The following is a 14,037-nucleotide window of genomic DNA, read 5'->3' as shown; positions in this document are numbered from 1 at the left end:
AAGAAAATAAATTAGAAAATCTTGTATTTTACGTTTAGAAATAGCGCATCATCTATCATTAATTATACCATCAACAAAATAAAAATCTATATCTTGTGTTAAGTAGGAACATAAATAAGTTTTAAAAAAATGTACAATTGAACCACCACTTCTTCTGCACTTATTAGAGTAAAAAATGTACAAAATAATCCCTTAAATCAGATGATGTTATGAACTAGAAAACATACAAAATACCACTCCAGAATAATGTACAAAATAAAAATAAAGTACACTTTTTAAAGAATGTACTTTATGCTTCTAATTCAGTTGTATCAATGGTTTAGCTCTAGTTAAGTCAATTGTACATAAACTTTTAGTTTTTTGGGCTTGCCTAACTAACTATAAATATAACCAAAAAAAACTAAAAATTTTTCAAATGTACATTTTGACAATAAAAAACACTTTAATATAAATTTAATGATCTTTAGAGTGTTTTTAGCTTGTTTGATTTTAATATTCTATTACATCTTTAATCTAACAAAATGCTCCTGTTTTCTTCTTAAACCTTTGCAAATCGAACATGCCTTTTCATTTCGCTTTCTGTATGTCAGTCTTTCTTTAACTTAAATTTTATAACGATGATCTGGTTTTTCCTAGCATATCCACTATACAGACAGACATATTACTCAACTCTGTGATTTCAGTTGGACTTGCTATTAGAAGGTTATTTAAATAATCCCACTCAAACAACGGAATTAAATTTGTTTTTTGCGCTAAAATGATGCGCACGTTTAGAATAAAACAAGTATTAAACTTAATACAATTTTAACATAGCGGAAAAGAGGTGTAAAGAATAAATACTCTGAAAAGCTTGTATACATTTTTGATTCGTGCACAAGTATGTAAATATTGTAAAACAATTTCAAAATGTGGTAGACTAGATATGAATTTTGATGGACGATAATTAGGTCTGAGAAAAGGTTACAGATGGAAAAATTAGTTTTTATCGGAATGCTAGTGTTCTTGGCAATTGTGTTTATTGGAATATTGATTTGGCTGCGTTTTAGAATGAAGAACACCTTTGAGAACGGTGTTCCAGTGTACGATGCCCCAGCCAATAATCAGACTAGGACGAGTAAGCTAAGCGTAGGAGAGTATGCAGTGCACATAGTTTTAATACTAATTAGCGCTGTAATTGCCTTTAGGGTCATGAGCATGTTCCGTCATGGGGCGGCACCAATTGGTGCTGCTATTATCACGCCTTCTATAATGTCGCTTTTCAATGCACGAAGGAGAACCGGGAAATCTTGGATAGGTATCGTTGCAGTGCTTATGGTATTCGTGTTTTTGATGTTTGTATATATAATTATAGGTCTACCTGATAACGCACCTCCACTTAAAATTGACGAAACTGAAATTCATCTTACAGAGACTAAGATTTCGGATTTGATAGACAAGGGGTTTGAAATTTATGTGTCAAATGGTAGACATGATTATCCTAATTATAACGAGCTTTTGACAACGGGAAGCTATACTAAATACCAAGGAGCTGGGGTTAGCATACCAAACGGCTTTAAGTCATATGACTCAGCAATTACGCGATCTACCTATCTTCTTGTAAAGAAGAATGTAGTTCTCGGATGTATAGGTATTTACGGAGATAAGAGGAAGAGTACGGAGCTGAAGGACTGTGTAGTTACGCAGGTTTGCTTCGATTCTGAGTGCACAGCTGTTGCCACAAAATATGGAATTTCATATAATATAGATGGTATAGATTTGCTAAAGAAGCTTGACGAAAACGAGTTCACGAAAGTATTTGGGAAAAAAATATGGCTGACTCCAAGCGAGCCAAGAGATGAATATTTGGGTCATTATGGCGTGCAGTGGGGAGCAGGTAACAATGAAATCTTTTGGAATCATTATTTTATGAATTTAGACCTTGATTCGAATAATGATATAGTTAATTTTAATTTTAGTTCTAATATTGCAGCAGAGCGATAGAAGAATTTGCAGGGATAATTAGGCAAAATGAAAAAGAAAAAAGTACTAAGTAAGCCAAAGTATGCTATTTATCTTCTAGTGATCCACCTTATATGCATACTTTTCACTATAACCAAAATAATGATACCTTCATGGGGGCACTGGTTAGAGACGACACGCTTTCTTTGGACAAACTTTCCTACCTATGTATGCGTGTTAATAGCCGTTTTCCCAATGATATGCTTTTGGCCATATTCAATTAGCGCAGATTTTAAGCCAGGTACATCAAAGACAATACTTGCGACTTTCGGCCTAATAGTAGGTAACGTGACTCTGATTTTGATATATACGACTATTTTGCACAAGGTATTATAGCAATTAAAAAATCCCAGCGAAAAACACTGGGATAAAAGTCTGACTTTGAGGGTCATCTCATGCCTTATTATAGGTTTTTTTTAATTTCTGCAAGCAGCTCATCATATTCTTCAAATGCCGGAACCTCAGGATGCTCCTTCTTGATTGATTCGGTGCTTCTAAACAAGAATCCTTGTGGGTGTCTCCTTAAAAGAAGTCGGTTTAATCGATGGTCAAGGCAGTTGATTTGGTTAGTCCAAATTATTCGGCAAGCCATAAATACTCAAATTTCTCCCAATAACATTGTCATCATAGATAGTTTCCCCTTATCACTTTGTCAACCAGTCCGTAACCATAGTGCACATGTTTTTAATGAACTAGCCGACATTGGTTACAATTCCTCTAAGCACCTTTGGGTCTATGGATTCAAAGTACATATGCTGGTCACCCTATCAGGCTATATTCTGAATTATGTTGTAACGCCTGCCTCAGTACATGATATTAGGGCAATTGATGACTTACTAGAAAATTGTTCTCAACCCTATGTTTTAGCTGATTTAGCTTATCTTAGCTATGAACTCAGAGAACAGTTGAAACAGAAAGGTTACCATCTCATCTTTGGACGCCTTTACGTCAAAATATGGCAAGAGCTAAACAACATAATCATTGGAAACTAATGGCTATGAGACGGACTATTGAAACTCGATTTTCAGAACTTTGTGCTTTTTTTGATGTCGAACAAACACTAGCTAGAGGCTTAACAGGATTGCAGTTGAGAATGGAGCAAATTGTACTGACTTATAATCTGAGATACTTTGAGATTAACTAGCACCACGAGTAAAAATCTATATCTTACTATCAATAAGACCTTAAATGAGTAGCAAAAAATGTACAATTGAACCACTACTTCTTCTGCACCTATTAGAGTAAAAATGTACAAATCAATTCCTTAAATCAGATGATGTTATGAACTAGAAAAAATACAAAATAACACTTCAAAATAATGTACAAAATAAAAATAAAGTACACTCCTTAAAGAATGTACTTTATGCTTCTAATTCAGTTGTATCAATAGTTTAGCTCACGTTAAGTCAATTGTACATAAACTTTTAGTTTTCTAAAAAACGACTAGATTCGCTAAGTGAATTATTGATCATTAATTTATTGACTTAAAAAATTTCTAAAGCTTCTACAGTTCATTAGAATAAAATATAAAAACTCGATACCATTATTTAGGAATCGAGTTTTGATTCATATGACACGGTCTATCTTTTTAATTACTAATTTTAGACAAACTATATACGAGACATAACATAAGTTATGTAAAAAAAACAATCCTACAACAACAAATCTTTCACTTTTCCAATTTCACTTTTTGGAATTACGAGATGAATCATATCACCTAGATACATCCTTGTAGATCCATTAACTGTCTTACTTTTCCCATTATGTACTTGGGTTGTGATGAGTACGTTATGAGGTAAATTGAGTTCATGTACTTGCTTACCAGCTATCTTATCAGAAACTGGGATTTCAATAAGAGTGACTTCACCATCGTCACTTGCGGTTTCTGGTAACATTTTCTCCAGCATGGCTTCATAGACTGGCGCCCCTTTAAGCAGATCCATAACAATATAGGCAACTAGGGTCACCATCCCTAAAGGCATGAGATTGCGGATATCACCGACCATCTCAGTCACAAGAATCATAGCTGTCAAAGGTGCTTTTGAGATGGCCCCAAAATACCCACTCATTCCAAGAATCACAAAGATAGGAAATTGCTGCTGGGTAACAAGGCCAAGATTGACACAAATAACACCGACCAGAGCTCCAAGTAAGGATCCTAAAGCTAAAATTGGTAAGAAAATACCACCTGGTAGTCCACTTCCGTAACTAATCATACTCCAGATAAAACGAATGATGAAGTAAACTAAGAGAATTTGGAAACTATGATCTTGTTCTGTTAAGGATAAGACAACCTGATTGCCCCCACCAAGTATTTGAGGTAGGAATATTCCCACAGGAATAATCAGGATAAAAGCAAAAATTGGATGATAAGCTTTGTCAATGTGAACCTTTTTCCCAATCCAATCATATACTTTTCCGACATTCAGAACGGCTTTTTCATAGAGAAAACCTGAGAGTCCTAGAAAAATTCCCATCACCAGATAAATCCAATATTGGCTCAAGTTCATGAGAGGGATATTGTCCGGCATATCAAGTACAGGTGTTAAGCCAAAGATAAGAAGAGAAATGAAGTTTGCTACTAGACTAGCAGCCAAGGTAGAAACCCAGAAAAATCGTGAAAAATGATGGTAGACTTCTTCTACTACAAATAGGAGTCCTGCAATAGGTGCATTAAAAGCTGCAGCAAGTCCAGCAGCAGCTCCGCTAGCAATCAAAGAACGCTCCTCAACAGGGCTAGACTTGAGCCATTTAGCAATTCCTTTTCCTCCAGCGGCACCTAGCTGAATACTGGGACCTTCACGACCGAGCATGAGCCCACTCGCAATGGCCAAGATACCTAGAATGTATTTCTTCCAGAGGACACTCCACCAGTTGAGAGACATGAGACCTTTTAACTCCGCTTCAACTTGAGGAATACCAGAACCTTTGATATCTTTTTCTGAACGTGTTAATTTGGCACTAAGTAAGCAAATGAGGATATAAAACAATAAAATGATCAATAGATTCCGTATCAGATTCTCTTGGTCTTGATAAAATCCTTGAACGATATGAAAGCCTTTTTCGATCAAAAATCGAAATGATCCTACAATAAGTCCTACGACTAATCCGACAATAATACCTCGCCCTACTTGAGCTAAGATCGTACTGGACGCGAAGGCAAATTCTTTCTTGGAACTAAGTATTTCCGATTGTTCCTCCATAATTCTCTCCTTTAATTATTTTTTACTAGTTTCTGAAACGATCGTTTTAATCGGTTCAAAACTGGTGCGATGAATAGGTGTGACACCGTGCTTTTCAATTCCTTCTAGATGCTTAGCAGTTCCATAGCCAGCATTTTGAGCAAAATCATAGCCTGGAAATTCTTCGTCATAGTTAGCCATGATCTTATCTCTGGTAACTTTAGCTATAATCGATGCTGCTGCAATAGATAAGGAGTTCGCATCCCCTCTTATGATGGATGTCTGAGAAATCGGCAAGTCCAACTTCATAGCATCAATCAAGAGGTGCTCTGGTTGAGGCTCAAGCTGATAAATAGCTTCCCTCATGGCTAGTTTCGTCGCTTCGTAGATATTGACTTGGTCAATGACATGATTGTCCATAATCCCAATACCGATTGCTAGGGCATTCTCTTTGACAGCCTGAAAAATCTCCTCGTGTTTTTTCTTAGGAATTTTTTTACTGTCATTTAAACCTTTAATTTTACAATTTTGAGGTAAAATCACTGCAGCAGCCACCACTGGACCAGCTAGCGGACCACGTCCAACCTCATCTACACCTGCAATGAAGCTTATTCCATTCTCGTAAAGCTCTTTTTCATAAGATAACATGCCTTCTAAGCGCAGATTTTCATCAATTTCAGCTTGAATAGCTTTTTTGCGCTTTTCAATTTCTTTTTGGACACCTGAACGAGAATCTGTTTCAAATTCCTTAAACAGAGGACTATTAAGTTCGGTTATATTTGCTAATTCTTCTTTTATTTCTTTAATCGTTGCCATTGAGGTCTTCCAATGTATCTAATGTATAATTGCCTAGTTTTCCATCACGAACTTCTTTGACGAAGAGATTGTAAAAGCGATCATAATCATCACGGAAACCAAGGATACGAGTCATGTCCATGATAATTTCAGGAGCTTCATCGTCCAGATTCATTTGTTTAAAACGTTCTTGAAGCTTTTCAGGGTAATGTGTTTTAAAGTAATTGAGTCCGAAAATCGTCACTTCATCCATTGGAAGCAACTGATCCTTGATCGCTCCTGTAAGAGCAAGTTTAAGAGCAACAGTTTCATCTTCAAATTTTGGCCAGAGAATCCCTGGAGTATCCAAGATTTCCAAATCCTTATTTGTTTTGAGCCATTGTTGGCCTTTGGTCACACCTGGCTTGTTACCAACTACAGCAATTTTCTTACCAGCCAAACGGTTCATTAGCGTCGATTTACCAGCGTTTGGAATCCCGATTATCATGGTACGTAAGGTTTCGATTTGAATCCCACGTTCCTTTTGACGAGCTATCTTATCTGCCATGAGTTTCTTAGCAGCGTCCGTTACGACTTTTACCGTAATTTGCTCTTTAGAATTGATTGCCAGTGTTTGAATGCCTTGTGATTCAAAATGCTGACGCCATTCTTTTGTTAATGCTGGGTCTGCTAGGTCTGCCTTGTTCAAAATCAATAGTCTTGGTTTATCTCCGATGATTTTCGTCAGCATCGGATTTTGACTTGACAAGGGCAAACGTGCATCTACTAAAACTGTCACAAAATCAACGAATTTTAAATTTTCCTGAACCTGACGACGCGCCTTGGACATATGTCCAGGAAACCATTGAATAGTTGCCATGAGAGTATAATTCCTTTCTCTTATTGGATTTGTATCTATTTTTCCAGTTTCAAAAATTAAATACAAATCCTTTTTCTAAAATAAATCACTATCTTTTATTATAACATGATTTCTCGTATTTGACGCTTGATTCAATGCCGATTGTAAAATGTTTTCTAAGTAAATCAGTCACAAATGAAATTTCTAATTGTCTAAAACGATTGAAAAATAATAGTGTTCACCATGATTTTTTACATAGTTGCTGATATACTTTTCTGTTTGGAAAATGGATTTCCTGCTATCAATAGTTGGATCTTGTTTTTCGTAATACCAATTATCATAAGTATGTGTCAATTGGCCATTCTTGTAGCAAAAAACATCCCCACCTAGTATAATTTGATTATTGGCTTTGAGATTATCAAGTAAGTCTGGGATTACTGAATAATCATAAGCATATGCATCAATCCCTAAGTCACGTTGATCGATTCCTCTTTTATTTGTATTCTCGAAATACTGTTTCATAAAGTTCATTTTTCAAGTTTCTCTTGATAAGCAAAATCGATAACCACTATACAGTCGTTATCGATTTTAATAATTTTTAGTCTTTTTCACCAAGCTTGCTGTTAATTGACATCATGATGCTTGCAATTTTTTCTCCCCAGTATGGATCTGAAGCATAGAGGACGTTCATACCTGATGATTTATTTCCTAGGTAAGTTCTGCCATTATCAATGTAATTTTCGCGAATCCACTTGGCTGCACCTAAGATGCCCTTGTCAACATCGTCGAAGCTTTTAGCTGAATCATATGGTGTTGTATCATAAGCAGCGATACCAAAGAAGTTGTTTTTATCCTTAGCGATTTGGCTACGTCCCCATGAACTTTCAAGGGCACTATGGGCGATTAGATAGAGAGCGTTGATCTGATAGCGTTCTTCAGCTTCTTTAAAGATTGCACCCTTACCTGCCAGACGACTTCCCTTGATATTCATAAGAGAATAGACTTTATCTAATTCTTCAGCTGTGTAATTGCTTGGTTTTCTTAAATCTCTAAATAAGAAAGGATTTTCAACTGTAAAGTTTTCAAAATTAATACCATCAGTTGAATAGTATTTTTTACCAATTGCCATTGATGAGCTATGAGGTGCTACACGAATACTTGCGTAAGGTGATAACTCATGGTAAAGATAATTACCGTCAGTGGCATAGTGAGGAATGAAGTCACTATCTGAGCTGACTGCTACTAGATCACTCTTGTTCATATAGCCTGAAAGGCCTGAAATTTTGACCGGAAGTCGACCGTCTTTGGCTTCAGCTCCATCAATCGCTACAATACTTCCTTGCGAAATATAGCTAAGTTTCTCACCAGAAGCGCTATATACATTTGCTGTAATAGGTTTTACTTTATAATATGAGGCTGAATCAGTAATCCATTTTCCGTTGCTTTGGAAAGTATAGTCTTTCCCATTAATGGTGAAGTTACCAGTTACATAGACTCCATCTTCTTTTAGATAATACCAAGCGTTGTAGTCCTTATCGAAAATCCATTCATTTTTGGCCATATAACCAAAAGATTTGAGATAGTAAGAACCTACCCATTGATTTTCAGCATAGGTACCGTCCGACTTGAGGTAGAACCAACTCTTGTATTTTTCATCGAAAATCCATTCGCTTTTAGCCATGGCGCCACTATCTTTTAGATAGTATTTCTCTTTCCATTGGCTACTTAACATGACACCGTCTTTATTAAAATAGTACCATGAACCGCTGATTTTCTCCCACTTATCGCGAATAATTTTTCCTGATGCTGTAGCATAATACCACTTATCTTCGAGTTTTGCCCAGGCATTTTCTGCCATAGCTCCACTAGTCTTGAGAAGATAGTCTTTATAAATAGTAGCACTTAGCATGACACCAGATTCATCAAATCGATACCATTGTCCATCAATCTTTGCCCACTTGTCACGATTGATTTTTCCTTCTTGATCGCCGTAGTACCATTTATCACCAATTTTTACCCAGCTATTTTCAGCTAAGACACCACTTGCTTTGAACAGATAATCATCGTAAACTGCATTGCTGATCATGATACCATTTTCATCGAATCGATACCAAACACCAGCTATCTTTTTCCAATTATTACGAGTAACTTTCCCGTCCTCAGTGGCATAATACCATTGGTTGTCAATTTTTACCCAAGAAGATTCTGCCAAAGCACCGCTATTATTCAATAGGTAGTCATTAAAGATAGTATTACTAAGCATGATGCCATCTTGATTAAAATAGTACCAAACACCCGCTATTTTTTTCCAATTTGAAACGGGCTGATTATCCTCATAATAACGCCATTGGTTATTTTCTTTTTGCCAACCCTCTTTGTTAACTACCTCTACTACTGTTTCTTTTGAAGGTTGTTCTTTGGTCTCTGGAGTTTGAGAAGTTGCTTTTTCAGCTTCGCTTTGATTTTTCTTTTCATTGCTTACTGTATTCGTAGCAATCTTTTCTGATGATTGAACATTATTGGTAGCTTGAGAATCCTCGGCATAGACTGTCGTTTTTGCAAAACCTGCCATAGAGAGGGCAACTGTACTTGCCAGCAATATTTTTTTCATTCTTTTCTCCTTGCAAATACCTAAATAGGGGATTTGATGTTTCTATATATAGTGTAAAAAACAGTAATTATCCACTATATTATACAATATTCTGTTAAATATAAAAGTAGTATCTTTCAGAAGAAAAGAACTTGTAATATTTTTAAAATATTTTAGAAATAAAAGTCAATAAAAAGTAGTCGAACATCAGCTGAACGACTACTTTTTTATAACATTATGCCTGACCATAGACTTCTTTGCGATTTGTTTTGGTTGCTTTAGTAGAATTCTTCCAAAGGTTTGGATTGATGAAAATAGTGACGATCGCTAGTATTGCAAAACCAATCCCAACATACCAGTAGGGTGTATCCAGAGTTGTAGAACGCCCTGAGAGATTGACAATTCCTCGGAAAAGTGTACCCGCTGTAATAATCGCTACTGCCGAATTCCATAGATTCAGACTAATACGAGAGAAATGAGGGAGAACCTTGAGAAAGATTGCTAGTAGAATCCCCCCTACAAGAGGTGCTGCAAATAAATAGTGCATATGAACAGAAGTTTCTCCAAAACTAAAAGCTTCATAAATTCTAGAAAATGCAAAGAAGAAAATAGTGATTAGTGTATAAGAAATGACCGTTTTTTTAAATCGTTTTTTTCCAAAATTAGTAACCAATGTAGACAATGTCACTCACCGCCCTTTCTGAAATTTTGTTTCCACCAGTCGTTGGTTTATTGATAACCTGACCGTTGAAGTAAAGTGTAGATGATCCACCACCATCAAGGTTGTAGGCTGTTTTTGCTCCATAAGATTTCATGACCTCAGCAAGCTGATAAAGAGAGAGACCTTCACTTTCTGATGTACGTCCATCTGAAACAACGATGATATAGTGGTTTTCATCGATAATACCAATAGCTGTACGAGGATTTGAAGCCATTGCTTGTCCTACTTCTGTATTGGTATCAACTGCAATTTCACCATTTTCGACCAAGGCTGGTCCAAATGCCAAGAGATTGACGACACCGTCATTAACTAGTTGCTCAGCTGAGATCTGATCTTCGTAAATGACCTTGAAAGAGCCGTCTTTATAAATAGCTAAGTCACCATTACTAGAATCTTCACGAACAGTATCACGATAAACTACTCCATTACGGATAACATAACCTGTAGAGTTAGCACCATAGTAGTCCCCGTTTACCGCTAAAATGGCATTGTTGTTAGCTGCGGTTACAGAGGTTTTTGCAGTTACGTTAGTTCCGTAGGCATTTTGAGCAAAGGCAGTTTTCAGATAATCTGATGAGCTCAGAGTAATATCAGCAACGTAGACTTGGGTATTATTGACCGTCGTTTCAGACAAATTGACAGTAATATTGTCATCTTTATAACTAGAGTCAGTGACAGTAGCTGTTTTAGCAGCTTGACTTGCTGCTGCAGCATTGGAACTTGTGCTAGTTGTGGCAACTGTCGAGATAGTTTCAGCGAGGACAAAGGTCTTTAGCATTGAGTAACTAAAGGATCCTGTCAAGAGTAGGCCAAGAACAGAGGCGTAAGCATAGCGTTTCTTTAAAAATTTCATAATACAGTTGATGTCCTTTCCTTAAAGATGAATTTCTTCTGAACTGTCCAAGAAACAGCGAAGAGAAGGATGCCGACGATAACTTTAGCAATCAGAAGGTTGATACCAAAGACTGTAAAGAAAAGACGAATCAGTAGCGTGTCTAAGATAAAGAGTCCGACTGCTAGACCAAAGTATCCCATCCCTGTTTTCACAAGGCTATCGTCATTTTTAAAGACTAGTTTCTTATTTGTAGAATAGTTGAAAATAGAGCTAGTCACACGAGCTACTCCGTTTGCTAGAAAGATTCGTAGACTCGTCGGAACTGTCGGCGAAATCAAGATTGCTAGGGCGTAAACGACATAGTCTACAACAAAGCTACTGAGAGATGATAAGGCAAATTTAAAAATATTTTTATAAATCATGAGCCCGTCTTGTATTGGACGGAAGTGTGAAGCCTCATTATCGTTGATATAGACAGTTTCAATAGGCACTTCTAGAATCTCGTATTCTTTCGTTGCTTCGAGCAACATATTCATCTCATATTCATAACGTTGACCTTCAATCTTAAGCATAAACGGTATCAAGTTTGTCGTAAATGCACGAAGACCTGTCTGCGTATCTGTTACTCCTACTCCTGTTTGAAGCTTAAAGAGAGCTTTGGTTAAGCTGTTACCAAAACGGCTACGAAGGGGAACTTTTCCAGAAAAGGCACGTACACCCAAGATTAGCTTGTTTGGATTTTCGGAAGCTTTATTAGCCGTGCGGAAAATATCCCATACCTTGTGCTGTCCATCCGCATCTGCTGTGACAACCGTACCATAAATATTTTGTTCTTGGATATAAGTAAAGGCTGTTTTTAGAGCCTGCCCTTTACCTTGATTCACTTGGTGACGAATGACAGTAGCAAATTGTTTTGCTTTATCAAAGATTTTTTGGCACTCTGATGAACTGCCGTCGTCTATGACTAAGATATGAAAATCACTCTTTTCGTGAATTTTTTCGATGAGTTTGATAAGTTTATTATCTGGTTGATAAGCTGGAATGACTATGTAGTTCATATCGATACCTCTTTCTTTGATGATGGTATAACTATACAGAACATCGCTTAAAGATACCTTATATCAGTTTTCTTTAAGATTAGGTTTAAAAAAACTTTAAGCTTAAAGAAAAGACATATCGCTTAATAAGAAATATGGTTTGAATTTTCAGATAAAAATAAATATACAAAAAACCTCAAATAGTAACTGTATTTGAGGATGAATCTTATCACAAAACGAGAGTTCTTAATCTATCTTCTCTCTTAATCTTTCAACAAAGAGATAGGCTGCTGGACAAGTTAAGGTATTTTTAATAGTAAGATTATTGATTTGGTAAATCTTCTTACGGTCAGTATGTGGAAATTCACGACAGGCTTTTGGACGGACGTCGTAGATGGAACAAAGATTATCGCCTCCTAAGAAGGGACAAGGCATTGACTTAAAGACTTTATCACCGTCTTCATCTACTTGCAAAAACTCAGCTTCAAAAGCTGGCAATTTCATTTTAAAGTATTTTGCGATACGTGTGATATCTGCTTCTTTGAAGTCTGGACCAAGACTCTTGCAACAGTTAGCGCAGGCTGTACAATCAATTTCAGTAAAAACTTCTTGATGGATTTCAAGGGCAATTTTATCCAAATTTTTAGGTGCTTTCTTTTTCAGATTTCCTAAAAACTTCCGATGCTCTTTTTGTTTTTGCAAGGCTAGTTGGTGATAATATTCGATATCGATTTCTTTTGACATAGTTTCTTTCTAATTTTTAATGTTGATACATAAATAAAATTATGTAAAATAATTTAGAGACATAATTTTAACAATAATGACTCTCTCCATGCAGGACGAAAACTACTGCTATACTAACATTCTTTCTAAAAAAGGTTTGATGCAGTTGGTTAAAATGCCTTCTATCCAAGATTTTTGAGCGGACGATAGATTTTCTGCATCTAAACATTCCTTTAGAAAATCACGTACCTGATCAGGTGCTATTTCAAATTCAAAAGCCTTCATTTTGTAGAAAAAGTCAAACAAAGTGTTAGAGAGATAGTCAGTTGAAAATGGAATTTCTCCGTTTTTTCGATACATGATTAAAAGTCGAGAAAATCGAGCTTTTTCTTCGGGTATATCCTTAAAATACGAGTTAAGCAACCAGATTTGCTTTTGTTTTCTTTCAAGGGGATCTTGACTAGCAATGCGTTGATCCTTTTCAAGTTCTCTTTGGTACTGTTTTGATTTTATAGAACGTTCTGTCCGATTTTTACCGAAGAGAATCTTTTCCCACTGGCGTTCTTCTAGATTCAGTGTTTCGCTAAGTCCAAAGTAATCTTGATAGGCACGTTCAGCTGGTCCCATTGCTAGAACTAGATTATCCGCATATTGTTTAGCAATCTTGTCTCGCTTCTTTCGCTCCTTTTCAGCCTTGATGCGAAGTTCCTGCTCATAGTCAATTTTTTCTTTTCCTAGTTTAACAAGATAGAGTTGATCGTCAGATTTTCCAAGTAGAAAGGGTTTGATAAATTTTTCAAGGACTTCTTCCATACGAGCTTTCTTCAAAGGCTCTGCCTTACTCCAACTTCCACCTTGAAAAACTTCCAAAAAGAGTTGATAATCCTTTTCTGGTGAAAATTGATTGCCTCGATTTGACTTAAAAGCTCCCTTTTCCCATAGCCAGTTGATCAGTCGCTCATCAAAATCTGTTTTATTAACTCGAATGACTTCTTTTTTCTGGGCCTTTCTGGTTAGATTTTCAAGCTTTCTGAGAAGTTTTTCTTCCTCTTCTAGCTGTTGATCTAGGCTAATTCTTTGGAAATGACGCACACAGTCACTCCCAATGGGAAAAAGTCGTTTGCCAGTAACTCCGTTAAAAAGTTCATAAGCATACTTAATAGCATTACCGCAGACACAATTGCTTCGACCGATTCCATTAAAAATCAAGGAAACTTCACTCCATTCTTTGGTAGCTTGTTCCCAAGTATCGGCTTTAGAAGCCTCTAAAACTGCATCATATAAGTTTTTTCTAACAGGAATGGACATGATGTCTCCT

11 protein-coding genes and 1 pseudogene are annotated in these 14,037 nt (G+C 36.4%); 2 read left to right on the top strand and 10 right to left on the bottom strand.

Annotated features, from left to right (window positions below; genetic code table 11):
* Nucleotides 1-966: 966 nt before the first annotated feature.
* Together AXE83_RS05355 and AXE83_RS05350 are read left to right on the top strand one after the other, a co-directional pair.
* Nucleotides 967-1,980: a hypothetical protein gene (locus AXE83_RS05355; protein ID WP_060955699.1), complete on the top strand. Its 1,014-nt coding sequence runs from the start codon at nucleotides 967-969 to the stop codon at nucleotides 1,978-1,980.
* A gap of 524 nt (nucleotides 1,981-2,504) precedes the next feature.
* Nucleotides 2,505-3,142 (top strand): annotated as a pseudogene (locus AXE83_RS05350) (IS982 family transposase); the annotation flags it as partial.
* A 508-nt stretch (nucleotides 3,143-3,650) separates the two neighbouring features.
* Here AXE83_RS05350 and AXE83_RS05340 read toward each other — a convergent pair.
* The 10 genes from AXE83_RS05340 to AXE83_RS05295 all read right to left on the bottom strand — a co-directional run bounded on the left by AXE83_RS05340 (nucleotide 3,651) and on the right by AXE83_RS05295 (nucleotide 14,027).
* On the bottom strand, nucleotides 3,651-5,201 hold the full coding sequence (locus tag AXE83_RS05340; protein ID WP_060955698.1) for a ClC family H(+)/Cl(-) exchange transporter: 1,551 nt from the start codon (nucleotides 5,199-5,201) through the stop codon (nucleotides 3,651-3,653).
* 15 nt (nucleotides 5,202-5,216) lie between these two features.
* On the bottom strand, nucleotides 5,217-5,996 hold the full coding sequence (locus tag AXE83_RS05335; RefSeq protein WP_060955697.1) for a ribonuclease HII: 780 nt from the start codon (nucleotides 5,994-5,996) through the stop codon (nucleotides 5,217-5,219).
* Nucleotides 5,983-6,834, bottom strand: coding sequence for a ribosome biogenesis GTPase YlqF (gene ylqF, locus AXE83_RS05330; protein ID WP_006148526.1), 852 nt, complete (start codon nucleotides 6,832-6,834; stop codon nucleotides 5,983-5,985). Before ylqF ends, AXE83_RS05335 begins: the two co-directional genes overlap by 14 nt.
* A gap of 183 nt (nucleotides 6,835-7,017) precedes the next feature.
* Nucleotides 7,018-7,335 (bottom strand): Imm40 family immunity protein, encoded by a 318-nt coding sequence (imm40, locus tag AXE83_RS05325; RefSeq protein WP_190279302.1) that lies wholly within the window; start codon nucleotides 7,333-7,335, stop codon nucleotides 7,018-7,020.
* A gap of 76 nt (nucleotides 7,336-7,411) precedes the next feature.
* The gene (locus tag AXE83_RS05320; RefSeq protein ID WP_060955695.1) at nucleotides 7,412-9,424 is read right to left on the bottom strand and encodes a glucosaminidase domain-containing protein; all 2,013 of its coding nucleotides are present in this window, start codon (nucleotides 9,422-9,424) and stop codon (nucleotides 7,412-7,414) included.
* A gap of 214 nt (nucleotides 9,425-9,638) precedes the next feature.
* Complete coding sequence (locus AXE83_RS05315; RefSeq protein WP_060956375.1) at nucleotides 9,639-10,085, bottom strand: hypothetical protein; 447 nt, start codon at nucleotides 10,083-10,085, stop codon at nucleotides 9,639-9,641.
* Entirely contained in the window at nucleotides 10,066-10,977 is a 912-nt protein-coding gene (locus AXE83_RS05310; RefSeq protein ID WP_060955694.1) for a phosphodiester glycosidase family protein, read from the bottom strand. The genes AXE83_RS05315 and AXE83_RS05310 overlap by 20 nt, the downstream gene beginning before the upstream one ends.
* Nucleotides 10,974-12,017 (bottom strand): bifunctional glycosyltransferase family 2/GtrA family protein, encoded by a 1,044-nt coding sequence (locus AXE83_RS05305; RefSeq protein ID WP_060955693.1) that lies wholly within the window; start codon nucleotides 12,015-12,017, stop codon nucleotides 10,974-10,976. Before AXE83_RS05305 ends, AXE83_RS05310 begins: the two co-directional genes overlap by 4 nt.
* Before the next feature lie 225 nt (nucleotides 12,018-12,242).
* A complete protein-coding gene (locus tag AXE83_RS05300; RefSeq protein ID WP_049509707.1) occupies nucleotides 12,243-12,740 on the bottom strand; it encodes a YkgJ family cysteine cluster protein in 498 nt (165 codons plus the stop codon).
* Nucleotides 12,741-12,848: 108 nt separating this feature from the next.
* The gene (locus AXE83_RS05295) at nucleotides 12,849-14,027 is read right to left on the bottom strand and encodes a hypothetical protein (RefSeq protein ID WP_060955692.1); all 1,179 of its coding nucleotides are present in this window, start codon (nucleotides 14,025-14,027) and stop codon (nucleotides 12,849-12,851) included.
* Nucleotides 14,028-14,037: the final 10 nt, after the last annotated feature.

Source organism: Streptococcus sp. oral taxon 431 (genome assembly GCF_001553685.1).
GTDB lineage: Bacteria > Bacillota > Bacilli > Lactobacillales > Streptococcaceae > Streptococcus.
The sequence above is the reverse complement of the archived record's forward strand: the minus strand, read 5'-3'. Positions and strand labels throughout refer to the sequence as shown.